Origin of the sequence: Paenibacillus filicis (assembly GCF_038070315.1) — a bacterium.
GTDB classification, from domain to species: domain Bacteria; phylum Bacillota; class Bacilli; order Paenibacillales; family NBRC-103111; genus Paenibacillus_G; species Paenibacillus_G filicis.
In genome coordinates this window covers 408,475-434,341 of record NZ_JBBPCC010000001.1, presented here as the reverse complement: position 1 = coordinate 434,341, position 25,867 = coordinate 408,475, and the positions used below count along the sequence as shown (strand labels likewise).

Here is a 25,867-nt window from a genome sequence, read left to right as displayed (position 1 = left end):
TGAGGAACAGGAGGGATGAGGATGGAAACGATCTTAGAGGTCAACAAGCTGAGTAAGGCTTTTCAAAAGCGTCAGGTTCTGAAAGGAATCGGCTTCGAAGTGAAACGAGGGGAAATTTTGTGCTTTCTTGGTCCGAATGGTGCTGGAAAAAGCACGACGATCCATATCCTGACCGGAGCACTGCCTAGCAGCGAAGGCGAGGTTCTGTACAAGGGCGTCCCTATCAGCAAGCAGCTGCGCAGCTATAAGCGCGAGCTTGGGGTCGTGCCGCAGGATTTGGCTTTGTACGAGGAGCTTTCCGCGGAGCGCAATGTTCTTTTTTTCGCCGGACTGTATGGAATTCGGGGATCTGCGCTGGCCCATGCAGTAGAAGAGGCGATCCAGCTGGCAGGACTCGCTGACCGGAGGCATGACAAGGTGAAGACGTTCTCGGGAGGGATGAAGCGCAGATTGAATATCGCTTGCGCGATCGCGCATAGGCCGGAGCTTGTCATCATGGACGAACCAACGGTAGGCATCGATCCCCAGTCCCGCAACCATATCCTGGAGTGCATTCGAAAGCTGCGGGACAATGGGGTGACGATCTTGTATTCGACGCATTACATGGAGGAAGTGGAGGCCATCGCCTCCCGGATCATCATCATGGATCATGGTCATATCATCGCGGAGGGGACCAAGGAGACGCTCAAGGAAGAAATTCAGGGAGAGAAGCAGTACGGAATTGAGCTCGAACCCGGCAGCCATATCCAGGAAGAGCTGTTTTACCGCGTGGAGGGAGTAAAGTTCGTGGAGATCAAGGAGGACCGGATCGAGGTGGTTTCGCTGAAGGATATCGAAAATCTGGACCGCATCATCTCCCTGTTGACGGACCAGGGTGTGAAGATTCGCAATATCGAGAGCCGGACAGCCAGCCTGGAGACAGTATTTCTCAAGCTGACCGGCCGCAAGCTGCGGGATTAGTCAGAGAGGGTGGAGACACATGAACGCTTGGATGGGAATTGTCAGGATGGATATGAAGAATATGATCCAGAGTCCGGTACTTATCGGGTTTAATACGATTTTCGTGGTGCTTATGATCTTGAGTATGGGGTTCCTCACTAGCGGCGCCTATGCGCAGTCCTTGGACGCTTATCGCTACTATGCGGTCAGTATCCTCGTGTACGCCATGCTGAATGGAGCGATGACGGCGACCAACTGCTTTATGGAACGCGACGTTAAGCGGCCGAATCTGCGCATCATTCATTCCCCGGCAGGCAGCTTCTCGATATATTTTTCGAAGATGATTTCGTCGTTTGTGTTCAATACGATCTGCCATCTGCTGGTGATGAGTGGGCTTGTGTGGCTGCTAGGTCTGCCTATCGACGGTCGGCTTGCCGGGTTGATCCTGCTGTTGATGATCCCCGTAGAATTTGCAGCCTGCGCGCTCGGCATATTGTTCTGCTGCGTGTACCGGTCTGAGGAAGGTGCTAGCACGCTGCTCAGCAGTGTGATCAGTCTCGGGGCTTTTCTCGGCGGAACGTTTTTTTCCTGGGAGGGACTGGGGGGAACGATGGCGTTTCTATCCAAGCTATCGCCCGTCAAGTGGCTGAACGATGCCTTCTTCGCGATGGTGGTGGACGGGGCTAGCGCCCTTTACTGGCCGGTATGGTTAGGTAGTGTAGGATTGTCACTGCTGTCCCTGCTTGGCTGCCGGCTGCTGTTCAGAACGGAGGACTACTTATGATAACGGTGATTCGAAACAATTATGCGCGCCTGCTGACACGTCTTCCCCTGGCTCTGGTGATGACGGCATTGATGCTGGGGATGATTCTGCTGGCGATATATGTGACCGGCGGGCAGCAGGTGAAGGGGCATCTGGCCTGGATAGACCCTTCAGGGGCAGCACCAGTCAGCTCCGCGTACCTCCAGGTGGAAGTGATGTCGCAGCAGCCTCCGTTATCCGCCTTGGTTAAGCACCAGTACGACGCATTCGTCAGCCGGCCGGACTCTGGAGATTTTAAAGTCACTACGCTCAAGAATGACGAGTACCAAGCTATGCTGCTGGAGCTGCTGAGGCATCCGGACCAAGCTCCGCCTGCACAGACGGGAGACCGCGGCATCGGATCGAATATCTTGGGATTTCTGATGATGTTCCTGCTGATGGGATCGTTCATGCATGTATTCACCTTCGCTGACGATAAGGAAAAGGGGCTGATTGCGAGGATCGCCGTCTCACCGGTTACCCTGACCGGCTATCTGACCGCTCAATTCGTGTATGGCTTGTCCATGCTCCTGCCTGTATATCTCACGCTCAGTGTGCTCAAGATCCTTGGGGTGAATATCGGATTTACGCTTGGTCAGTATGCTTTACTTCTAGGGATGATCGGGATATGGGGCATTTCGTTGGCGTTGTTCCTGTACGCCTGTTTCGACAAAGCGGACCATGCCACCATGCTCGGCAACAGTGTGCTGGCGCTTACCTCGATTCTCTCGGGCAGCTTCTATTCCTTCAGCGGGAACAATCCCTTGCTGGAGCGCATCATTTCCGTATTTCCGCAAAGACAGCTGCTGGAGGCTGCGGGTCAGATGGAGCAGCATGCGTATCTAAGCGACTGGACGCCTCTGCTTTACATGGCGCTGGTCACGATACTGCTTATCGCGCTGTCAGCTGCCAAGCTTAAGAGCAGGTACGAGAGAGCCCGATAAAGCGCTTGTCAACCTGGCATCTCCCGCATACAATCAGACTAACTCACTCTATTCCGGGAAGGGTTTTGTAGGAGATGAAAGCTGTCAACGATCCAATCCTGCTGTCGACCAAGCTGAAGATGCCTGCCCCCAGAAAGCGCTATATTGTCAGGCATGAACTGTTCGCCCACCTGCAGCGTGCCTGCGAGATGAAGGTCATCTATGTCATGGGCGCGGCGGGCATGGGGAAAACCTCGCTGCTCTCGTCGTACATCCGGGAGAACGGCCTGACCGAGGCCGCCTGGCTCTCGCTGGATGAAGCGAACGACAACCTGATCTCCTTCTGGCACTACTGGATAGCAGCCGCGAGCCCGTTTCTTGGCGATGATCGGGATGAGATCCTGTCCTTGCTGCGTTCTCACATAGAAGCCTCGTCGATCGAGCGGGTTCTCACTCATGTCATCAATCGTCTTGGCGGGGATCAGCCTTATTACCTCGTCTTGGATGACATCCACTGCATTCAAAACCAGGAGCTGATTGACTCGATCGATTATTTCCTAAGATCGATGCCGGATAACCTGCATCTGGTGATGCTGTCCCGCGAGCAGCCCCGTTTTTACTTTGGGGAGATGGCGGCTTCCGGGCAATTTCTGCTGCTGGATGGCCATCAATTGCGGTTTTCAGCGGAGGAAGGGCTGCGATTTCTAAAGGAAACCTTACAGCTTCAGGCCAGCGAGGAAGCGCTTAGGCAGATGAATGACCTCGCCGAAGGCTGGATCGGCGGGCTTCAGCTTGTGGCAGCCGCAGGCGGGGTCGACCGGGGGCTGCTCCGCGGTGCAGGCAGCGAGATTACGGCGCAGTATCTGACTCGCGAAATTTTCCGGCTGCTGAGCGGGGAGGAGCGCCGATTTCTGACGGTGAGCTGCATCTTGACATACTGGGATCAGGAGTTATGCGCCAGTCTGCTGCCGGAGACCGACTTCCCTGCGATGGTTGGCAAGCTTATCAGCCAAAACCTGTTTATCGTCTGCGTGGATGAAGATAAGGGGATCTACCGGTATCACCCGATTCTGGGAGACTACCTGGTGCAGCAGTTTGCCGCGCTTCCCGGAGACATGCAGGTTCAGCTTCATCAAGCGGCGGCTCGCGTGCTGGCCAGCCGGAGGGAACATGAGGAGGCGCTGCGGCATTTGTGGGCCATCCGGGATTATGACGGTGTGAAGACTCTGTTGCGTACGATGAGCGAGACCGTCGAAACCTGGATGCATATCGACAGATTGCCCTTGCAGGAGCTCGTGTCCGATCGGAATCTAGCGATCCAGTGCCTCATGTTTAACCTTAGCAATCTTCGGCTCTCCCGAACCGAAGAGATCGGCCGCGCGATTCAGGAGAGGTATGGGGACGAAGAAGTGTCGAGGGGTCTGTACTACCTGTATCCGTATATTCATGGGAGCCTGGATAGGCTCCATCCTCAGCCGGTTCCCCTGACCTTGGAACAGATCGAAGGATTAGGCTTAAGTCCTGTCACGGAGGCTTTGCTGCTCATCGTGAGCTCGAACGTCCTGTTGGAGGAAAGGCGATACCGAGAAAGCGAGAAGTTTGCCGGGCGCGCTCTGGAGAGAGGGTGCAGGGGCAACGTCTATATGACTTTTTTCGGACTTTCGTCCAAAGCGCAGCTTATGGAAGAAGCGGGCAGGCTTTATGACAGTCTGGCCGTTTACGCACGGATGGAGGCTCTGCTGAGCTCGTCGCCTTTGACCAAGTCCCTTGGCTACAACTATTACGTGGGGACGCTGGGCGTTTATCACAAGCAGATGGATGAAGAGAACGCAAGAAAAACACTCGATGCCATCCGGTTGATATTGAGTGAGGAGGAGATGCCGCCGCTGGCCGTGCAGGTGGGCTATGACTACCATCAAGCGGAATACGATCTGCTATTCGGCGATGGAGAGCAAGGCGCAGCCATCGTAAGCCGCATGGTAGAGGGGGGATTTGCAGACGATCTGCTGCATCTGGACCGTCTGCTCACGGCCATGTACGCGAGAGGCAGGCTGAGTGCAGAGCTGGCGGAGCGGTTCGTGGAGGCTTTCCGCCTGCAAGGGGAGCAGCGTGCCTCTCTGGCAGCGCTGCAGCTCTTCGCCGGGCTGGCCGGGGACAGGGGCGAGTTCGATGAAGCGCTGCGGCAAACGGAAAGCGTGCTGTCCTTCTCCCGCGCGCATCAAAACCGGCTCCGGCTGGTGGAGGCCAGCCTGCTCAAAATCCGCCTGCTCTCGCTAAGCGGCACGGCTCAGGAAAGGACGGTACACAACAGCCTGCGCGAAGCGATCTACTACGCTTACGAGCATCGTATCCTGCAGCCCTTTTTTCTGGAGCGGTCTGTTTTGACTCCTTGGCTGGAGCCCTATGCCAGGTCCGCTGCCGCCCAGTTGAACGACGGGGAGCGGGGATTTGTACAGCTGGCGCTTAAGCTATGCTCCGGCGAGAACCGAACAGCGGAGAATTCCAGGGAACAGCTAAGCGCCAGAGAGCTGGAGGTACTGGCCGAGCTGGCCAAGGGACTGACCAATCCGGAGATCGCCGAACGGCTCTGCATCAGTCTGGCAACGGTGAAGACGCATGTAATTCATATTTATGGAAAGCTCGAGGTTTCTACCCGGCTTGCCGCGGTCCAGGAAGCCGCTAGAAGAGGGCTCATCCGGCGCTTCCCATGATGCAAGGATCGCTTCCCGCGTGGCAGTTGACACAGCTGGTTTATTTCTCTATACTGACTGTAATCTGGATATGCATACGTTGAAGGAGCCAGTAGCCGCTTAGTCCCTGTCCCAGAAAGCCGGGGGTGTTGGAACCCGGTACACACTAAGTTTGCGCGAAGTACACTCTGGAGTAACCCGGGTAATGCCGGGCGGGATGGCGAACGATAACTCGCCGAGAGTGGCACCTGTGATACGCGCGAGAGGCGCGTTTTCATGCGTGCAATCTGGGTGGTAACGCGGTTTATACAATCGTCCCTATGTCTACGATAGACAAGGGGGCGATTTTTTGTTGTTCCCGCACAATGATAATCAAGGGAGAGGGTTAACAGTGAATATTATCGAGGAATTGGAATGGCGTGACGCCATCAATCAACAAACGGATGCCGAGGGTCTGAAGGAATTAACGGAGCAGAAGGCAGTCTCTCTGTATTGCGGGGTAGACCCGACAGGCGACAGCATGCATATCGGTCACCTGATTCCCTTCATGGTGCTCAAGCGCTTCCAGCTTGCCGGCCATCGTCCGGTTATTCTGATCGGCGGCGCGACCGGTACGATCGGCGACCCAAGCGGACGTCAATCCGAGCGTTCCCTGCAGACGCTGGAGCAGGTTCAGGCGAACGTGGACGCGCTGACCCAGCAGATGAAAAAGCTGTTCGTTACGGAAGGCGACAATCAGATCCGGCTGGTCAACAACTACGACTGGACGCATAAGATCAACGTGATCGACTTCCTGCGCGATTTCGGCAAGAACTTCAGCATCAACTCGATGCTGGCCAAGGATGTCGTCGCGAGCCGGCTGGATAGCGGAATTTCCTTTACGGAGTTCTCCTATCAGATCCTGCAGGCGCTGGATTACCTGCACTTGTACCAGCATGAGGACGTACAGCTGCAGATCGGCGGCTCCGACCAATGGGGCAATATCACGAGTGGCCTCGATCTCATCCGCAAGAAGGAAGGCTCCGAGTCCAAGGCTTTCGGCTTGACGATTCCGCTGATGCTGAAGGCCGACGGCACGAAGTTCGGCAAATCAGCCGGCGGCGCGATCTGGCTGGACCCGAGCAAAACGACGCCATTCGAATTCTATCAGTTCTGGGCCAACACCGACGACCGCGATGTCGTGAAGTATTTGAAATACTTTACGTTCCTTTCCAAAGAGCAAATCGATGAGCTGGCCGAGAAGGTGCAGACGGAGCCTCACAAGCGCGAGGCGCAGAAGACGCTGGCCGAGGAGATGACGAGATTCGTTCACAGCGAGGAACTGCTGGAGCAGGCCAAGCGCATCACCGCAGCCTTGTTCACCGGCGACATCAAGTCGCTGACGGCCGATGAGATCGAGCAGGGCTTCAAGGAGATGCCGACCTTCGAGGCGACACGGGAATCCAAGAATATCATCGATTGGCTGGTCGATCTGGGCATCGAGCCTTCCAAACGCCAGGCGCGCGAGGATATTACAAATGGTGCGATCTCCATGAACGGGGAGCGTGTGAGCGATGTCGCGCTGGAAGTCACGGAAGAGCAGGCGATCGGCGGACGGTTCATCATTATCCGCAAGGGAAAGAAAAACTACAGTCTGGTTAAAATAACCTAGCAGACGGAATATCGAGAAGCCTCCCTATGTATGGCCAAGGGAGGCTTCTCGTGTTTAACGGTCACAGGCAAGGAAACGGAACCAACAGGAAATCGTATGTACCTTGTCGAACCTAGCGGTACAAGATAACACGTATCCAGCCGTTGTCTGGACGGCCAAGAACGGTGGTGTATGATGATGTCCACGCCCATTTTATCGACGAAGCTTTTTATCCCAAGGTCCCGGTCCAAGGTCGTGGCCCGGCCGAGACTAATCGAGCGGTTGAACGAAGGGATAGACCGCAGATTGACGGTCATCGCGGCTTCAGCCGGCTTCGGGAAAACGACGCTGGCAAGCGAGTGGCTTGCCCAATGCCACCGCCCGGCGGCCTGGGTTTCGCTGGATGAAGGGGATAATGATCCCGCACGTTTCCTGACTTACCTTGTGGCAGCCCTGCAGCAGATCGGATCCGTGCGGGATGAAGGAGTATGGGCGCTGCTGCGTTCGCCTCAGCCGCCGCCTATCGAATCGATCCTCACGGCTCTGCTTCATGAAATCTGCGCGGTTCCGGACCCTTTCCTTCTCGTCCTCGATGATTATCATGAGATCAAGGCCGAAGCGATCGATAAGGCTGTGGCATTGCTGCTCGAGCGCATGCCGCCGCAGATGCATCTGGTCATCACGACCCGGGAGAAGCCGCGTCTGCCGGTGGCGCGCATGCGTGTCCGGGACCAGGTGACGGAGGTGGGCGCGGCGGACCTGCGGTTTACCTACCCGGAGGCGGCGGAGTTTTTGGGCAGAGCGATGGGGCTCAGCCTCTTGCCGGCGGACATCGCTCTGCTGGAAGCCCGCACGGAAGGCTGGATTACCGGTCTGCAACTAGCTGCGCTATCCATCAAGGAGCAGCCGGATGCCTCCGGCTTCATTCAATCCTTCGCAGGGAGCGATCGCTTTGTCCTGGATTATTTGATGGAAGAAGTAGTGGGCCGGCAATCTGAAGGCATCCAGTCCTTCCTGCTGCAAACGTCTATCCTCGACCGGCTATGCGGTCCGCTCTGTGAGGCCGTGATGGGCCGGGATTCGGGGGAGCGTCTCGTTGGTTTCGGCATCGGCGCCGGTTCCGGACAAGAAGCCCTGGAGCTTCTCGAGCAAGCCCATCTGTTCATCGTCCCGCTGGATAACGAGCGGCGATGGTACCGGTATCATCATCTCTTCGCTGGCTTGCTGCGGCAGCGGCTGCGCCATAGCCTGGACCTGACCACAGGAGAAGGGGAGCAAGGCGTGGCCGAGCTGCATGCTCGTGCGAGCAAGTGGTACGAAGGCCAGGGACAGGAGCTGGAGGCTTTCCACCATGCAGCTGCGGCCCTTGATATTCCTCGCGCCGCTCGTCTGGTGGAGGGGGCTGGGGTTCCGTTGCATTTCAGAGGAGCGTTAGCCCCGGTATTAAGCTGGCTGGACTCGCTCCCTACGGAGGAGTGGCAGGCAAGGCCAGCGCTGCAGGTGATCTATGCCTCGGGACGGCTGATGCTGGGGCAGACCGCCGGTCTTGAGCAGAGTCTGCAGGCTGCCGAGCTATCCCTGCAAGCAACGGAGAGGGACGACAAGACTCGAGATCTTCTGGGCCATCTTGCAGCTATTCGTGCGACACTGGCTGTCAGCCGGCACCAGGCCGAGATCATCCTGGCGGAGTCGCGTCGCGCCCTGGCCTGCCTGCACCCGGACAACCTGCCTGTCCGGACGGCCATTACCTGGTCCATGGGGTATGCTTATCAGCTTCAGGGAAATCGTGCGGCGGCGGGGCAGGCCTATGCCGAGGCCTTAACGATCAGCCAGCGGATCGGGCATGTCATCATCACGATGATGGCCACGCTGGGCCTTGGTCTTATTCAGGAAGGCGGGCTTCAGCTCCATGCCGCGGCCGAGACTTATCGGCGTGTGCTGAAGCTGGCCGGAGATCCGCCGCTGCCAGCCGCCTGCGAGGCCTATCTGGGCCTGGCCCGCATCAGCTATGCCTGGAATGATCTGCCTGCGGCTGAAGGGTATGCCAGGCTGTCCATTCAACTAGCGGAGCAGCTGGAACAGATCGATAGAGCGGTGGCTGGCGAAGTCTTCATGGCCCGGCTGGAGCTGACTCAGGGAAACGTGAGCGGCGCGGCAGCCCGCATAGCCCAAGCGGACTATGTCACTCGGCAGCAGAATTTTGCAAACCAGTTCCGTCCTATCGCGGATGTCCGAGCTCAGGTGCTGCTTTGTCAGGGCAACCTGGCTGCTGCTGCTCATCTGACGGAGAAGTACGATCTGCCTCTCGCCTCTGCTCGCATCTATCTGGCACAAGCAGATCCGTCTGCGGCGCTTACGGCGGTGGAGCCGGTACTCAGGCAAGCGGAGACTAACGAGTGGAGGGACGAGCGGCTTCAGGCGATGGCTTTGAGGGTGGTCGCGCTGCATGCGCATGGCGAGACGGCAGAGGCTGCACAAGTGCTGAGGGATGTTCTCGCCCAAGCTGATCCCGGCGGCTTGATCCGTATCTTTCTCGACGAAGGGGCTCCGATGTATAGAGCACTCGGCGAAGCGCTGACCAACGGATCGATGCCGGACTATTTGAAGAAGGTACTCGCGGCGTTCGAAGCTGCTGAGCCCAAGGATGAGATAGCATCTGGCGGTCGCCCGCCGCAGCCTGCCCAGCCGAGAACTGGGTCACGGACGGAGTCCATCCTCGACTCGCTGATCGAGCCTTTGAGCGAGCGGGAGCTGGAGGTTCTGAACCTGATTGCTCAAGGGCTCTCGAACCGTGAGATTAGCGAACGGCTTTTCATTGCACTGACCACGGTCAAAGGGCATAACCGGATCATCTTCGACAAGCTGCAGGTCAAACGGCGAACGGAGGCCGTAGCGCGTGCCCGAAATCTGGGTTTACTCTGAGATTTGCAAAACCATACTTTAGTAGCTATAGATCCTCCCGTACAGGTAGCTATACTAAGTGCAAATCGACCTATGGAGGAATCTAGATGAAAGCGATGATATGTACGAATTATGGGTCACCGGACGTCGTGAAGCTTCGTGAGGTCGCGAAGCCCATGCCTAAAGCTAAAGAAGTCTTGATCAAAATTCATGCCACCACCGTTGCTACCGGGGACTGCCGGGTGAGGGCGTTTAATAGCCCGCTCACCTTCTGGATTCCCATGCGTCTTTTCCTCGGTATCCGCAGACCGCGCAACCCCATTCTGGGCGTTGAACTGGCCGGGGAAGTAGAGGACGTAGGCCGGGAAGTCACGAAGTTTAAGAAGGGCGACAAGGTTTATGCGCTTAGCGGGATGCGCTTCGGAGCGCATGCCCAGTATATCTGCATGTCTGAAGAAGGAATCTTGGCGAGGATGCCGTCTAACACAACCTACGAGGAGGCAGCGGCTATTCCTTTTGGCGGAACGACGGCACTCGGTTTTCTTAGGAATGCCCATATCCAGCAGGGACAACAGGTTCTGATCTATGGAGCATCCGGATCGGTGGGAACGGCTGCGGTCCAACTGGCCAAGTACTATGGAGCGGAAGTAACCGGGGTGTGCAGTGGCAAGAATGCAGAGCTGGTGAGATCTTTGGGAGCCGACCATGTGATCGATTATATGAAAGAGGATTTTACGGAAAGCGGAGTACGCTACGATGTCGTCTTCGACGCGCTGGGGAAAATATCGAAATCCATCGGCAAGAAAGCCTTGAAGCCGAGTGGAATCTATTTGACCGTTCAAGGGCAGGGAATCGTCAAGGTGCTTGCGAAGGACATGGTGATCCTCCAAGAACTTGTGGAGGCGGGCAAGCTCCAGGCGGTCATCGACCGGCGATATCCGCTGGAGCAAATTCCCGAAGCCTATTGCTATGTGGAAACCGGGCGAAAAAAGGGGAATGTCGTGATCACGGTGGCGCATGATCACTAAAGAAGCCACGGCCGTCTGCGCAACCATGAGAAGGAATAACACGCTGCAAACATGATTTGCTCCGCTGAGCGCTTATAGGGAAATTCATTCCCAGGCAAACGCTCAGCAGGGCAGTTGGATTTCAATTTTCGTGCCTTGCCACACTTTGGATTGAATCTGGATGACGCCGCCATGCGCCTCCACGATGCTCTTGGCGATACTCATCCCGAGCCCGGAGCCATTCGTCGATTCTTCCGTATTCGTGCCCCGGTAGTAGCGGTTGAACAAATGTTGCAGCGTTTCCTTGTCCATTCCTTTGCCATTATCGATGACTCGGATGTAGGCCTTGTCGTTCATCCTGCCGACGGAGACGGTGACGATCACGCCCTGCGGGTTATGCTTGACGGCATTGGACAGCAAGTTGTCCATCAGCCGCTGCAGCCAGGTTTCATCGGCCTGTACCAGCAGGGGACGCTCCTCCCCAACGTAGTGAAACTGATACTCCGACATCGTCGCGTCGTTGACGTACTTCAGGACGGAGCAGCGCACCAGCTCGACCAAGTCAATCTCTCGAATCTTCATGATGGAATCACCCTGCTTAAGCTGATGAATCAAGGAGAAATCCGAGATCAGCTCCAGCATATAATCCCCCTTCTCCCGAATCGTCGCGCCCATGACGCGCATCTCTTCCTTGCTCCATTGCTCAGGCAAGCTTTCCAGCATATACCCATAGCCTTGAATCGTGGCCAGGGGGGTTCGCAGATCATGTGAGATTCCTGACATCCACTCCGCTTGCGCCTTCTCCAGTCGCTCCCGTTCCTTCTCCGTCTCAGCCAATTGATGGGTCATCTGATAGAAGGATTCGATCACTTCCTTATAGAGCCTGTAGCTGATTCGCATCGCGCCGTTGCGTCGGAATACCTTGCGTATGTCCTTAGCGGTCAGCACCTGGTCGTACTGTCCCCGTCTCATACGTTCGAACCAGCCTGCGAACAGAATCAGCGGCTGACCGTAGCGGTAGCCATGCCAGATGGAGAGCGGCAGAGCCAAGAGCAGGATCAGACCTGCAAACCAGGCAAGTCCACGTGAGGCTGAATCCATCACAGGATGCTTTAGAGGTGCTCCTGCCGCTTGGGCCGTATAAAGGATCCAAGTCATTCCGCTCAGCTTGTCCCGGTGGGTGACAATATTCGTGTCATAGTTGCTCGGCGATTGCTGGATGGCCAGAATATCCAGCGGTCTATACTCCTTCTGAACGTATGCCCCATGGCCGATGTCTTGTACGATATGGCTCTCGGAATCGATCACCTGCAGATAGCTGCCGTTCTCGCGCAGCAGCTGCATCAAGAGGGGAACCGCGTCGCTGCGCACGATTCCCTGCTGTCCGTAAGCATTGAACCAGGCCATGAGCTGGTCCAGGTCAGGATTCTGATAGCCCAGCATATACAGAAGCGGCTCCTGGAAAGAAAAATTCAGCTGAGTGTGTACAGCATACGTGTCAAGCGACCGCGTCTCTTGAATATCGAGCAGTTGGGCGATGGAGTAGGAGGCCGGCAGCTCAGGATGCAGAGCCGTATTGACCGCGTAGATTATTTCTCCTTCGGCACTGACCACCTGCAGCCACATTCTTTTTTCCTCGATGAGCTTGTCCCATTCAGGGGAGATCTTAATCTCCCCATTCTTGTATTGAGCTTCTTGTGCAATCTGCTGCACGACACCCACCGGAAAGTTCCGGCGTATCTCATTATTCGTCATGTTCTGGAAAAAGATGACGCAGGCAACCAGTGTAATGGCCACAATCAGGACGGCGTAGAAAATCAATTGATACGTGAAGTGGAAGGCCATGCGCCGCTGGATCTTCATTGCTCCTGCGGCTCCTTCACCAGCTTGTAGCCAAGTCCGCGTACGGTAAGCAGCAGCTTCGGATTGCCGGGATCGATCTCGATCCGCTCCCGGATGCGCCGGATATGTACCATCACGGTCGAGTCATCGCCTTGCCCGTTGATTCCCCACACCTTGTCGTAGAGCTGTGTTTTGGAAAATACGATGCCCGGATACTTGCAGAAGTGCAGCAGCAGCTGGAACACCTGCGCCGGGCAAGGAACGGGTTGTCCCTCCACAATCAGCTCGCCCTCCGCCTCGTTGACGGTGAAGCGGCCGTATCGGTACACGCCCGGTTCGGGCCGCTTCACCGGACTGACGGCTGGAGCCTCAGGATCCAGTCGGCGTATGCGCGCCTGAATTCTCGCGGCCACCTCCAGCGGATTGAAGGGCTTCGTAATATAATCGTCCCCGCCCATGGCGAAGCCCCTCAGCACGTCAAGATCTGAGGCCTTGGCAGTCAAAAATAATATATGCGGATTCCCGTATTCGCGGAGCTTGGAGCAGAGCTCCAGTCCGCTGCCGTCGGGAAGCATAATGTCGAGCAGAATAATATCAGGGGTTTCATTCTTCGCTAACTCGAGAGCTTCTGCGCAGGTGGAAGCTGCGTACAGCTGATAAAACCCTTCCCTGCGAAGCACCATTTGCAGCATCGTGACAATCGAAGGCTCGTCGTCGACGATGGCGATTTTAATATCGGATAGACTTGTCATCATTTTCACCCATTTCCATCATAGCATGATCACCTTAACAGAACCTAAACGGCTGGGGCCCAAATTAAGCTGATGTTCAACTATCCGTTTAGGTTCTGTTTTAATGGGGGTGGTAGGATAGGAGGTGAGAAAAGGATTCGAGTCACAAAAAGCCCCAGATCTCGACACAATTTTATCATCCCACTGGAAGGAGCTACTATACAGATGAAAAAAATGAGCGCTGTCATTCTTTCCCTATCCTTACTTGCCACGGTATTCCCTTCAGTTCATGCAGCGGATAAAGCCTTATCCGTATGGCTGAACGGCGAGGAAATCCAGTTCAGCCAGTCTGAACCCGTCTTAGAAAATGGGGTGACACTCGTCCCGATGCGCCCGATTCTGGAGAAGCTGGATGTCCAATTGAACTGGGATGAAGCAAGTCGAACCGTTAGCGGCGCCAAAGATGGCCTCTCCTTGTCCCTTCAAATCGGCAGCACGGATGCTATAGCAAACGGCCAAGCCGTCAAGCTGGAAGTAGCGCCAAAACTCATCCAGAATGTCACGTATTTGCCGCTTCGCTTTGTTGCTGAAACGATCGGCTACCAAGTAGCCTGGAACCAATCGCTGCGCAAGGTTAACCTAATCTCCAAGCAGGCGAGGCTGCAAGACGACTTTTATGAAGCTGTCAATGCGAAATGGCTGGAGTCCACGCAATTGCCGGCAGATAAAGTCATAGCGGGCGGCTTTAGCGACCTCGGTGATACCGTACAGAAGCAGCTGTCCAAGGATATGGCCAAAATGGCGGCTGATGGACGCGACAGAACGGATGACGAGATCGGCAACATGATTAAATTCTATAAGCTTGCTGCAGATCGGGAAACACTCAGCAAACAGGGCTATGAAGCGATTAAGCCGGATATCGAAAAAATAAAATCGATAAACAGCTTGGCGGATTTTGCAAAAAATCAAAAAGATCTTTATGATAGAGGCCTCTCTTTGCCCTTTACTTTCGCTATCTTGTCTGACATGAAGGATGCAAATAAAGAGATTCTATATATGAACTCTCCTAAGCCGCCACTTGATAAGAGCTTCTTTACATCAGAGAATCCTCAAGGCCCCGTTCTGTTAGGCGTGTACAAGAACATGCTGGCGGAGCTGCTTACGATGGTAGGAGAAACCAAAGAAGATGCGGATCGTATTGCCGGCGAAGCTGTAGATTTTGAAAAAGAATATGCGCAATTTATCATGAGCGCTGAAGATCAAACTAAAGTTGAGACGTTCTACAATCCAAAAACAATGGAAGAGTTAAAGGGTTATAGTAAAAATATCGACCTTGAACAATTTGTGGTAGATGCTACCGGTAAAAAACCAAAGACGGTTTCATTGATGAAACTGGATTACTTTGAAAATCTGGATAAGTTTATTAACGAAAAGAATTGGGAAAAAATCAAAAGCTGGACGTATGCCACCTTTGTATTAAAATCCGCCTCTATGCTGTCCGATGAGTTTGTAGAAAAATCAACTCAACTGGGCCGGGCGCTAGGTGGTCAAGATAAGATGCCGCCGACGGAAGAGACGGTTTATCATATCGTAAATGCGGCTTTCCAAGATGTTGCCGGAGACTATTATGGCAGAACCTACCTTGGAGAAGAAGCCAAGCAGGATGTTAAGCATATGGTTGAAAACATGATTGGAATTTACAAAAAGAAGCTGCTTAACAATGACTGGCTGTCTGAGAGCACCAAACAAGGAGCCATTAAAAAACTGGATAACATCAACATCCAAATCGGCTATCCAGACAAGCTGAGTGACATGTATGCGTCGTTTAAAGTGGATGAGAATAAGTCTTTATATGAGAATCATACAGTCATCCAGGCTATCCTCAATAAAAACGATCTTGCAAAAATGGATCAACCCATGGACCGGAATGAGTGGACCATATCAGCCAATACGGCGAATGCGACCTATCGACCGCTGGCCAACACCGTTTCGCTTCCTGCCGCAGCTCTTCAAGCGCCATTCTATGATAAAAATCAAAGCGCTAGCTGGAATTATGGCGGCATAGGTGCGATTATTGGGCACGAGCTCTCTCATGCCTTTGATACTAACGGATCCAAATACGATGAGGTTGGAAATAGAGTCGATTGGTGGACAGCGGAAGACTACAAGAAATTCGAAGAAAAAGCTAAGGCTTTTGTTGACCAATACAATAAAGTCGAGTATATGGGCCAAACCATCAATGGACAAAGGACCGTACCCGAAAATATCGCAGATATTGGCGGCATCAAGGTTGCGCTGGAAGCGGCCAAACAATTGCCGGATGCCAATTTGAAAGATTTCTATCAATCCTGGGCAACCGTCTTTAGACAAAAGGTTCGTCCTGAGATTGCGCAATTACTTCTAATCATCGATCCTAATCCGCCGAGTAAGGTGAGAGTCAACACCGTTATTGCCAACACGGATGATTTCTACTCGACCTTTGATGTCAAAGAAGGCGATGCGATGTACATGGCTCCGGAGGACCGAGTTTCGATTTGGTAAAGTCATGCTGCGGGTTAACAACGCGGTTGGAGAACGTTTTGAACAAGAGGCGAAAGACCGGGTATGGAGCTGTGACATAAAAGGAGATGGGGGACTTCCCCCATCTCCTAACGCTTATTTTAGGCTTTGCACGATTTGTTTATACTCCGCGTTCTGTTTCTTGGCAATGTCGAAAATATCATTAGCCAGAATCGAATTAGAGCGATCAGACTCATACCACTTCTTGTACCACTCCTCCACTTGCTTGCCGCCGGACTTGGACCAAGTATCCTGAGTATCCTTCAATGCTTGGTCGATGGAATACTTATCACCGCTAACAATGGCCTTTAACCAAATATCGCCATTTGCTTTGTCTGAATTGGCTTCAATGGTGTTAAGGTCCTTAGGTGAAGATGGCATATGCTCGGAGTGGGTCAGTTCCGGGTAACTTCGGTCGAACGTCAAGTAAGTATCCCGGAACGACTCATATGCTTTCTGGTATTCGTCTTTGCGCGGGTCGCTCTTGTATGCGACAAGCGGTACTTTGCATGCATTGAAGCTGTTTCCGTTATTCTCCAGCATTCTCATATCGACTGTGAGGTCGGAAACTTCTGTCTTCGATTTTTTGGCGTCGATAATTTCCGCACACCCATCGGTTATCTTATAGTGCGTTCCTTCTATTCCATACTCCAACGCTTTCGTTGTAGGCTCTTTGAGCATGAAATCGATGTACTTCATAACGGCATCCGGGTTTTTCGCTGTCGCGCTGACAGCGGCGGTCATCTGAACCGGATTTTTTAAAGTCGGCACGAAGGAGCCAAACGGGCTCTTCGGGTACGGCAAGAACGCTACCTCGGCTTCGGGCACGTTTTTCTTGAGCGGATCGATGGTCCCGAGCAAGGTATCGTTCACAATATCCGTGGTGAGAATGCCGTAGATACCGGTCTTCCCCGTAATAAAGTCCTGCTTAGACTTAGCTCCGTTGGTGTCTGTGGCAAAATCCTTATCGACCAGTCCTTCATCATACAATCGCTTGACGATGGTGTAATACGCCTTCTGGCGGTCCCAATCGAGCACGAGCTCGTTGTTCTTCACCACCCACTTGGAGGTGGCCCCAAAGATTTGCTTCAAGCTGAAGGAAGAATTGCCGCTTAGCGAGATGCCATACGTATCCTTCTTGCCATTGCCGTCAGGATCCTGTTCCGTAAATGCTTTGATAACCTCGTACAAGTCATCGGTCGTCTTCGGCATGGAGAGACCCAGCTTCTTCAACCAATCTGTCCGGATCAAAACGCCGCGGTTCGGTTCGACCCAGTTGATTCGTCCAAAATAATACAGCTTTCCATCGCTTTTCATGCCTGCTTTTTTTAGAGCAGGATATTCTTGCAGCACCTTCTTATATTCTGTACTGGTTTTGTCGATCAACTGATCAATCGGCATGAACTGTTTCTGCTGCTGAAGCGGATCCTTAACATTCGGGGAGTACTCGAACAGCAAATCCGGCGCGCTTCCGGATGCGTACAGCACATTAATCTTCTCTTCCGGCTTGGTGCGCGGAATCGCCACGAATTTCACGTTGGCCGGTCCGTTCTCATTTACCCATTTGGTCCAACGATTGTTTTCGATCGTTCCCTCATTAGGCGACACATTGCCCCGGTCGTAGATCGATACCGTGATATCCTTCTTCGGTTCTTTCTGAGCTCCGTCTGTTCCAGGCTCTGTACCTGCCCCGGACTTGGAGCTCGAGCAGCCGGCAAGCAGCGTGCCTCCTGCCAGTGTGAACACCATCATCCCAGCCATCCATTGTTTCTCTCTCATCGTGTAGACCCACTCCATTTCATTTTATTGGATTGTATGAGTTCAGCTCAGCCCTTGACGGAACCTAGCATGACGCCTTTTACGAAAAATTTCTGGACAAATGGATAGACCGCCAGCATGGGCAATACGACGACCAGCACACCGGCTGCTTTTAATGACTCAGGCACGACCTGTGCTTGAACCCCCGACGTTACGCCACTGTTAACCAGCTCCTGAAGCAGATTCTGACTCTGGATCATATTCTGCACGAGCACAGTCAAGTTGAAGAGACTCGTATCGTGAATATAGATCAGTACGTTCATGAACATGTTCCAGTAGCCCACGCCGTAGAACAAGGTCAAGGTTGCGATCACCGGCAGGGACAACGGCAATACGATGCGGATCAGGTAAGCGATCTCCGAGCAGCCGTCGATTCTGGCGGCATCGTCAATCTCTTCGGGGATGTTCTCGAAGAAGGTTCTCATGACCAGCATGTTGTACGTACTCACGAGCGCCGGTAGCCAGAGGGCTAGATAAGTATTCATAATGCCGAATGACTTTACGACGAGATACGTTGGAATGAGGCCGCCGGAGAACAGCATCGTAAAAACCATCGCGAGCGTGAAGAAGCGGCGGCCGTAAAAAATACGTCGGGAGATCGGATAAGCGGTCATGATCGTTGCCAGCATACTCAGGATGACGCCGACCACGGTGATGATGACGCTGTTCTGAAAGGCGGATACGATCCTCGTACCTTGAAACAAAGAGGTGAAGGCATCCGTATTCCAGCCGATTGGATAGAAGGTGACGCGTCCTGATTCGATGGCTAATGTATCGCTGAAAGCGACGGCGATCGTGTTGATCAGCGGAAACAAGCAGGTAAGCCCTAGCAGAGCTAAAACGATGTTATTGATGGCGTAGAACCATCTTTCTCCTGTGGATATTCTCATGGTTGTTCCTCCTAGTTTACCAAAGTCCCCGGTCGAACTTGCGGGCTAAGGCGTTGGCGCTGAGCACCAGAATCAGGCCCACGATCGATTCGAACAAGCCCATGGCGGCGGTGAGACTGAACTGTGCTCCTTGCAGGCCGACCCTGTATAGGAAGGTGCTGATGACATCCGCCACATTGGAGACGACTGCATTCTGCAGGACATAGACGTGATCGAAGCCGACCTCCATGATGCGTCCCATCGCGAGGATGAAGAGCAGCACGATCGTCGTGCTGATGCCTGGTAGGGTGATGTGCCGGATTTGCTGAAGCTTGTTGGCCCCGTCCAGACTGGCCGATTCGTACAAGCTCGGATCGATGGAGGTGAGCGCCGCCAAGTAGATAATGGCGCTGAAGCCCATTTCCTTCCAGATTCCCGAGCCTACATAGATGGCTATCCAGGAACCGGGAGTGAATAGGAACGGGAACGGCTTACCCAGCCACTCCTTCAGCAGGTGGTTGATCGTACCGGATTCTGTAGAGAATAAGGTTACGATGAACCCTCCGATGATTACCCAAGAGAAAAAGTGAGGCAAATATACGATGGTCTGAATCGTTTTTTTGTACCATGTTTTCCGAACTTCGTTCAGCAGGATCGCAAGAAGAATCGGGAACGGGAATCCGACCAATACGTTCAGCAGGCTTAGCACGATAGTATTACGGATGACATTCAGCGTCTGAGGCTGTTTGAAGATTGTCTCGAAATTGCTAAAGCCGACCCATGGGCTGCCAAACACGCCGTCAAAGAAGTTGTAATCCTTGAAGGCAATGATGAGGCCGCCCATCGGGATATACTTGAATAGGACATAGTAGAGCAGTCCGGGAATGAAAAGCAGCATCAACGGAATGTTCGCTTTCATTCTTCGGCGGCGTGCGGCTAGTCTTGCGCTGTGCTGCAGTTCGTCGCCAGATGGGGGTGACTTCTGCGTCCCGGCAGGTCTTGTAGTCATCGGGGCGGTTGCCATGACGTTGTTGCTCCTCTCTGTTTCTTCACCTCTTCATTATAAAGTGAGCTAACCGTGGGAAACCTTCGATCTCTACGGATATATCTTGAATTTCTACAGGAAGTATAGCAGGGCACGGGCATTTGGGAATAAGAAAAACTCCCTTTCCGTTCTCCGAAAAGGGAGTTATGTTCAACTGCGATGCAGCTTGCGGTATTCGCTCGGCGAGCGGCCGACCGACTGCTTGAACGCCGTGGCGAAATAGTTCGAATCCGCATACCCGACCGCTTGGGCGATCTCGGTAATCTTCATATCCGTGTTGGCGAGCAGCATCTTGGCCTTGTCGGCACGGAGTTTTGCCAAATAGCCGCTGAAGCTTTCCCCGGTTTGCTTCTTGAACAGATTGCTGAAGTAGTTTGGATTCAGGTGTACGTGAGCGGATACCGCCGTGAGACTGCACTCCTCCATGTAATGCTGCTCCATATATCGGATGGCTCGTTCGGCGAGTCCGCTGGTTCGCTCCTCCAGCCAATGCGCCGCTGCTCGCTCTAGCGTGGCGATTCGCCCCGACACCCATTCGTCGACCGCAACATACGACGGCAGCAGCCGGAGCTCCCCAAGCTCGGATCCGATGTCGCCCACATCCTGCTCCGCGTCGAACTCCTTGCGCAGCACCTCGCGGATCACCATGGACAGACACAGTGCATCCGTCTTCCGCTGAGCAAGTGTAACCGTGGAATTGTCTTCAAAGCTGCGCCGCAAGAAAGCCCCGAGCTCGGTATGTTTGCCAAGCAGCAGGAACGACGTAATTTCCGCGTGAATTGCCCGTACCCTTGCTTCGTCGATCTGTTCGTTCTTGCTATGGGAAGTCTGCCGGAGTGATGAAGCGGCTCCGTGCACTCTGAACAACTTCTCCGCATCCGATGAGGTCTTTACCGTGCCGAGCCGCAACGCGATGAGGGGAAGCCCCAGCAAGCGGAGTACCGTCTCCCGTAGATTCGTGAAGAACACCGCATCACCATCGTCCGGCTCCAGAAAAAACGCCAACCGTCCGTACTCCACCGTCATCCATCGTCCGCTGCCACGGGACACCATTAGCTCTGCTGCGATGTTGCCCACTGCGAACTGCAGCAGGTCCATATCCTCGGCCAGATACAGCTTGTCTTCTGGCTGAAATGTCTCCACGCTCACCAGCCAGAAGTCCTGACCCTGCAGCCATTCCATCGCCTGAGGCGGCTCACCGGCGGGCTGAGGCAGCCTTAGGAGGGCCGAGCGCAGCGCATGATCCTCCCGATCGCGCCGATCTCTTTCCTCACGCTGCCGCTGCTCGACTTTCATTCGCAACTGTCTGTAGGCTAGCTGAAGCACGCGGAATATCTCCTCCTCCGGACACGGCTTGAGCAAAAATTCCTCTACGCCGTATCGCAGCGCCGCTTGAGCGTATTGGAAGTCACGATAGCCGGTCAGGATGATGACCGCTGTCTCGCGGCTGCGCTCCGAGAGGTGCCGGGTCAATTCGAGCCCGTCCATCACCGGCATCCGAATATCGCTAAGCACCAGGTTCGGGTTCAGCTCTTCAAGCTGCTCCAGCGCCTCCTGACCGTTGCTGGCTTCTCCCACCACGCTCCAGCCGAGGTCGTTCGATTCGATCAACTTTGTGAGCCCCTTGCGGATAAGCGGCTCATCATCAACAATCAAGATTCTGCCTATCATCTGCTTTTCCTCCTGGCGGCAAATACATGCGGAATTTTGTACCCGTTCCCGGCTTCGACTCGATGCGCAGCCCGTAGGGCTCCCGATAGAGCAGGTTGAGTCGTCTAATGACGTTTCGGATCCCTATTTGTTTACGCTTTCGATTGTCTGTTGCGGAAGTGACCTCATCCAGATCGGCTTTTTCCCGTGGAGCATAAGCATGGCTAAGCACCGACCTTATTTGCTCCGCATCCATGCCTTTGCCGTTATCGATAATCTCGACAATGATCGCCGGTGCCGCTTGGTCCGTATCGGGGTTCGTCGCCGTCCCCCGGTAAGCGCGGATCACAAGCACCTGAGCGGTGGGCATGTCAGTGAAGGCATGGACGAACACATTTTCAACCAGCGGCTGTAAGATCAAGCGGGGCACCGGAGCAGATTCGATTCCCTCCTCGAGGTGAACAATCGTCTCAAGCTCGTGTCCGAACCTCTGATTTTGAATCGTCAAATAGTTGCGGATTTGAGTAAATTCATGATGCAACGTGGTGTCGGTTTCGGCTGGCTCCAGCGCATAGCGCAGCATGTCGGACAAGGACACGACAAGCTTGGCCGTTTCCCGATCGTCCTTCAGGTAAACCATCCAGTAAATCGTATCGAGTGTATTATGTAAAAAATGGGGGTTTAGCTGAGCCTGCAGGGCGGTAAGCTCCGCTTCCCGCTCGTTGAGCTGACGCTCGTACACTTCCTTAATGAGTGTGTCCAGGTGCTCAGCCATCGAGTTGAAGCTGCGTGCCATGATGCCAAGCTCATCGTCCGTGCGCACCGCCAACCGGGTCTGCAGGTTGCCTTGCTTCATACGAGTCATTCCCTGAACGAGCTCACGGAGAGGGCGCAGCAGCCGGCTGCTGGCCAAGGTGACCAGGACACCGGCAAGAAGCAGGCTGACGAGGCCGATGAGCAGATTCACCTGAAAAATAATGCCGCTTCGTGACTGCAACGAGTCTAGCGAAACCCGGCTAATTAACGTAAAGTCAACGACGCCGGAGCGGCTCTTGGCGTATAAATACGGTTTGCCGTCCACGTCACCAACATTATGGTTCGTCACGTCGCCAGGCGGCGGTGCCGCATCCAGATTGGCCATATCACTGTAGATGGGATGGTCCATTTTATCATAGAGAAACACGTTTGCTTGTGCATCCTTTACCAAGTCGATCAAATATTCGGATATGAGAGTCTGATCGAACAGCATGACCATGATGCCGTACGGATTCTGCTGTACAGTCTTCATTTGCCGGGCCGCAACAAAAAATGTCTGGTATCCCGAATCCAGGTTTTGGTTAGGCAACTGCAGCGGGAACCAGATGAGATTCCCGAATGAGCCCTTAAGGGAGTCCTTGATCTGCAGGAACGCTTCTTTGGTCAGATGTGTGGAGTACGCATTGCTGCTGCCGAAAATAAAGCCATTATCCTTGGTATCGTACAAGTACATGGAGGCCAGCTTCGGCTCGTCGTATTTGACCTGAAAAAGCAGCTTATTAAGCTCATCCTGATCGGACAGCTGGGTGTACGTTTCCCGAAGATCAGTTTGGGCCGAGCGTTCGAGTACCTGTTGAACATATGGGTGGAAGACGATGAAGTTCGAGATCCTGTAGATGTCCCGAATTTGCAAATCAAGTCGAGCCGCCGCTTGCTCGTTGGTCTTGGAGAACTGCTCACTGATTTCCTCGGTGAACAGGTTGAGATGAATTTTGTATGAAATGTAGCCGGAAACGGCAAAGGTGAACAAGATGATAACCGCGAGACTGGCGATCAGCTTGCGTGAGAAGCTTTTACGGGTCAATTGGATCGTGTTCACTCTAGGTTCCTTTCTGGCTTTTTCGCAGATACCGTCCTTCATGGATAGTCCGTATGCTGCAAGACCTATTATTTTTGCCTTTTCAGTATAAAGCCTTTGCCCGGATTGTTTAAGAGAAAAATGATCTCGATACGTTAACGGCAGTGGTCTCCGAGGCGATTGTACCTGGCCGATGCGTGGATGAATAAGAAGTCCGATGCCGTAGCATAATCACTTGAACAGAACGTAAACTGCCGGGAACATAATTAAGCTATTGTTCAGCCATTCGTTTAGGCTCCGTTTCAGTGAGGCTAGTAAGATTAGGAAATGTGGAACCTCCACATTAGGTAGATCAAATAGGTGGCTCCTGTACCATAACCCAACTCTCTTCATAGAACTAACACTATGAGGAATAAAAAGCAATGAAAAGAATGAAAACGCTCGGTCTCATGACTTTAGGTGCAGCTGTTATGATTTCTGCATCGCATGTACGAGCAATAGTGTTGGAGATGTGAAAGATACATGAAAGATGCAACAAAAAACGCCCTATACATCGAAGCCCCTGCACCTGAATCTATGCTATCCAATGATTTTGTAAAAGCATCCATTCAATTGAGCAGAGCGCTGTCTGGTCAAGAGAAAATGACAGCAACTGAAGAAACGGTTTATAATATCGTAAATTCAGGATTCAAGTATGTGGTTGGAAACTATTATGGTGAGACATACTTTGGAAAAGAAGCCAAGCAAGAAGTTACGGGCATGGTTAACAACATGATTGGAATTTACCGAAATAAGCTGCTTATGATGAGTTTGGAAATTTGGTGAAGTGGTGGACGGGAGAAGACTACAAGACATTCGAAGTCAAATGACAACTGTACCTGAAAATATTGCAGACATTAGCGGACTCAAGGTTGCTCTTGAAGCGACAAAACAATTGCCAGATGCAAATCTTACGGAGTTCTACCAATCATGGGCAACCATCTGGAGACAGAAGACTCGTCCTGAACTGGAACAATTGCTGTTAACCATCGATGCACATGCGCCCAATAAAGTTAGGGTCAATGTTGTTGCTGCTAATACCGATGATTTCTACTCAACCTTTGATGTCAAAGAAGGCGATGTATGTACATTGCTCCAGAGAACAGAATTTCGATTTGGCAACATATTCGGAAGCTTGTTAATCAGACAGGGAGTCATGCCAGAATCTCTCCATGGAATGTTGTCTTAACAACTTCATTCGATATGAGAATTTTGGTTTTATGGCTCTTTTCTTGTTGAAGTGACCGATTCAATAACTGGAAGGAGCTTTTATGCCTATGAAAAAAATGAGTGCTCTATTACTGTCCTTATTGTTTATTACTCCTCCATTCTCTTCCGTTCAAGCAGAAGAGAAGCCCTTGTCCGTATGGCTAAACGGCGAACAAATCCAGTTCGGCCAGTCCGAACCGTTCATAGAAAATGGAGCAACGCTCGTCCCGATCCATCCGCTTCTGGAGAAGCTGGGTGTAGAGGTGAGTTGGGATGAAGCAACAGGAACCGTCAGCGGCGCCAAAGAAGCTCACTCCTTCTTCCTTCATATTGGTAACACAAGTGCCATGGCAAACGACCAAGCGGTCAAACTGGAAGCAGCGCCAAAGTTCATCCAGCAAGTCACGTATGTGCCGCTCCGCTTTGTCGCTGAAGCTGTAGGCTATCAAGTGGCTTGGGATCCGTCGCTGCGTCAGGTGACGCTTACCTCTGGGCAGGTTTGGCTATGACTCTCTGTGAGCGGCAAAATCAAAAGAATACTTGCGCCTGACGCAGCGTCAGGTGTTATGCTGGCGCTAGAAAGGAGCTGAGAAGGATGAGTAAGACGTATTATACCATTGGTTCATTCGCCAAACGGACCTCAACGACGGAACGCACGCTGCGCTATTATGATCGCAAGGGACTGCTCAAGCCAAGCGCCTACAATGAGCAGGGGCATCGGATTTATACCGATGAGGATTTATTCCGGCTCCATCAAATCTTGAACTTAAAATATCTAGACTATTCCTTGGACGAGATCGGCAAGTATTTGAAGCAGGACAATCAGGATTATCTGACTTCATTGGACATGCAGTATGAACTGCTTCTGCAGAGGCAGCAGCATATCCAGCACGTGGTGGCTACGATTGAACGCGTAAGAGCGATCGTGAAGGAAAACCATACGATGGACCCCGAGCTCATTATGCTGATGATTCATTCCATTCAACACGAGGGAAAGATGAAGGAATGGATCGCCGAGCGGCTGCCGGAAGCATTCGTACAATCTATATTTAAGAGTGGTCCTAGCTTGGAAAGTGAGCTCATGATAGGGCTTAATGATCTGCTCGTTATGCATAAGCAAGGGCTGGAGCCGGGGCATCCGCTTGTACAGGAGCATGCCCTTACTCTGAAGGGGTTATTCGATCAGTTGATGGGACAACCGTTGGAAGAACTGGCTTTCAGCGAGACGGGAAGAATCATGGGGGAGGAGATGGACCCGCATTTCCCGGGCAGCTTTGAACCGAGCTTTAAGAGCTACTTGTTTGAAGTGCTGGGTCATCTGCTCATTCCCCAACCGTCTGCACAAGCAGAATAAGAACCAACATGAACCATAACAGCAT

The 25,867-nt window shown here is 53.1% G+C and carries 19 protein-coding genes; 12 read left to right on the top strand and 7 right to left on the bottom strand.

All coding sequences use genetic code 11. From position 1 onward, the window contains the following. Positions 1 to 21: 21 nt before the first annotated feature. From WMW72_RS02015 to WMW72_RS01985, 7 genes are all read left to right on the top strand, one after another. Positions 22 to 960, top strand: coding sequence for an ABC transporter ATP-binding protein (locus tag WMW72_RS02015; RefSeq protein ID WP_341413729.1), 939 nt, complete (start codon positions 22 to 24; stop codon positions 958 to 960). A 19-nt stretch (positions 961 to 979) separates the two neighbouring features. Beyond that, the gene (locus tag WMW72_RS02010; RefSeq protein WP_341413728.1) at positions 980 to 1,723 is read left to right on the top strand and encodes an ABC transporter permease; all 744 of its coding nucleotides are present in this window, start codon (positions 980 to 982) and stop codon (positions 1,721 to 1,723) included. Further along, on the top strand, positions 1,720 to 2,685 hold the full coding sequence (locus WMW72_RS02005) for an ABC transporter permease (protein ID WP_341413727.1): 966 nt from the start codon (positions 1,720 to 1,722) through the stop codon (positions 2,683 to 2,685). Before WMW72_RS02010 ends, WMW72_RS02005 begins: the two co-directional genes overlap by 4 nt. 74 nt (positions 2,686 to 2,759) lie before the next feature. Next, positions 2,760 to 5,375, top strand: coding sequence for a helix-turn-helix transcriptional regulator (locus WMW72_RS02000; RefSeq protein WP_341413726.1), 2,616 nt, complete (start codon positions 2,760 to 2,762; stop codon positions 5,373 to 5,375). A gap of 370 nt (positions 5,376 to 5,745) precedes the next feature. Then, on the top strand, positions 5,746 to 7,005 hold the full coding sequence (tyrS, locus tag WMW72_RS01995; protein WP_341413725.1) for a tyrosine--tRNA ligase: 1,260 nt from the start codon (positions 5,746 to 5,748) through the stop codon (positions 7,003 to 7,005). 234 nt (positions 7,006 to 7,239) lie between these two features. Then, positions 7,240 to 9,906, top strand: coding sequence for a winged helix-turn-helix domain-containing protein (locus tag WMW72_RS01990; RefSeq protein WP_479724849.1), 2,667 nt, complete (start codon positions 7,240 to 7,242; stop codon positions 9,904 to 9,906). 86 nt (positions 9,907 to 9,992) lie between these two features. Then, positions 9,993 to 10,913, top strand: a complete 921-nt coding sequence (locus tag WMW72_RS01985) for an NAD(P)-dependent alcohol dehydrogenase (RefSeq protein WP_341413724.1) — start codon at positions 9,993 to 9,995, stop codon at positions 10,911 to 10,913. A 102-nt stretch (positions 10,914 to 11,015) separates the two neighbouring features. On the opposite strand, the gene WMW72_RS01980 is transcribed toward WMW72_RS01985, so the two are convergent. After that, positions 11,016 to 12,755, bottom strand: coding sequence for a sensor histidine kinase (locus tag WMW72_RS01980; RefSeq protein WP_341413723.1), 1,740 nt, complete (start codon positions 12,753 to 12,755; stop codon positions 11,016 to 11,018). Next, positions 12,752 to 13,486 (bottom strand): response regulator transcription factor, encoded by a 735-nt coding sequence (locus tag WMW72_RS01975; RefSeq protein ID WP_341414087.1) that lies wholly within the window; start codon positions 13,484 to 13,486, stop codon positions 12,752 to 12,754. The genes WMW72_RS01980 and WMW72_RS01975 overlap by 4 nt, the downstream gene beginning before the upstream one ends. Positions 13,487 to 13,690: 204 nt before the next feature. Between WMW72_RS01975 and WMW72_RS01970 the strand changes: the two genes are divergently transcribed. After that, positions 13,691 to 16,006, top strand: coding sequence for a M13-type metalloendopeptidase (locus WMW72_RS01970; protein WP_341413722.1), 2,316 nt, complete (start codon positions 13,691 to 13,693; stop codon positions 16,004 to 16,006). 114 nt (positions 16,007 to 16,120) lie between these two features. Here the strand turns inward: WMW72_RS01970 and WMW72_RS01965 are convergent, their stop codons facing one another. The 5 genes from WMW72_RS01965 to WMW72_RS01945 form a co-directional block, all read right to left on the bottom strand. Then, positions 16,121 to 17,803, bottom strand: coding sequence for an extracellular solute-binding protein (locus WMW72_RS01965; RefSeq protein WP_341413721.1), 1,683 nt, complete (start codon positions 17,801 to 17,803; stop codon positions 16,121 to 16,123). 47 nt (positions 17,804 to 17,850) lie between these two features. Beyond that, entirely contained in the window at positions 17,851 to 18,732 is an 882-nt protein-coding gene (locus WMW72_RS01960; protein WP_341413720.1) for a carbohydrate ABC transporter permease, read from the bottom strand. Between the two features lie 16 nt (positions 18,733 to 18,748). Further along, a complete protein-coding gene (locus WMW72_RS01955) occupies positions 18,749 to 19,630 on the bottom strand; it encodes an ABC transporter permease (protein ID WP_423227509.1) in 882 nt (293 codons plus the stop codon). Positions 19,631 to 19,906: 276 nt separating this feature from the next. Next, on the bottom strand, positions 19,907 to 21,427 hold the full coding sequence (locus WMW72_RS01950) for a response regulator (protein ID WP_341413718.1): 1,521 nt from the start codon (positions 21,425 to 21,427) through the stop codon (positions 19,907 to 19,909). Beyond that, complete coding sequence (locus tag WMW72_RS01945) at positions 21,402 to 23,261, bottom strand: sensor histidine kinase (protein ID WP_341413717.1); 1,860 nt, start codon at positions 23,259 to 23,261, stop codon at positions 21,402 to 21,404. The genes WMW72_RS01950 and WMW72_RS01945 overlap by 26 nt, the downstream gene beginning before the upstream one ends. 501 nt (positions 23,262 to 23,762) lie before the next feature. Here WMW72_RS01945 and WMW72_RS01940 point away from each other — a divergent pair. The 4 genes from WMW72_RS01940 to WMW72_RS01925 all read left to right on the top strand — a co-directional run bounded on the left by WMW72_RS01940 (position 23,763) and on the right by WMW72_RS01925 (position 25,842). Then, positions 23,763 to 24,065 (top strand): hypothetical protein, encoded by a 303-nt coding sequence (locus WMW72_RS01940; RefSeq protein WP_341413716.1) that lies wholly within the window; start codon positions 23,763 to 23,765, stop codon positions 24,063 to 24,065. A 40-nt stretch (positions 24,066 to 24,105) separates the two neighbouring features. Then, positions 24,106 to 24,468, top strand: coding sequence for a M13-type metalloendopeptidase (locus tag WMW72_RS01935; RefSeq protein ID WP_341413715.1), 363 nt, complete (start codon positions 24,106 to 24,108; stop codon positions 24,466 to 24,468). A gap of 88 nt (positions 24,469 to 24,556) precedes the next feature. After that, entirely contained in the window at positions 24,557 to 24,997 is a 441-nt protein-coding gene (locus tag WMW72_RS01930) for a copper amine oxidase N-terminal domain-containing protein (protein ID WP_341413714.1), read from the top strand. Between the two features lie 86 nt (positions 24,998 to 25,083). After that, positions 25,084 to 25,842 (top strand): MerR family transcriptional regulator, encoded by a 759-nt coding sequence (locus WMW72_RS01925; protein WP_341413713.1) that lies wholly within the window; start codon positions 25,084 to 25,086, stop codon positions 25,840 to 25,842. Positions 25,843 to 25,867: the final 25 nt, after the last annotated feature.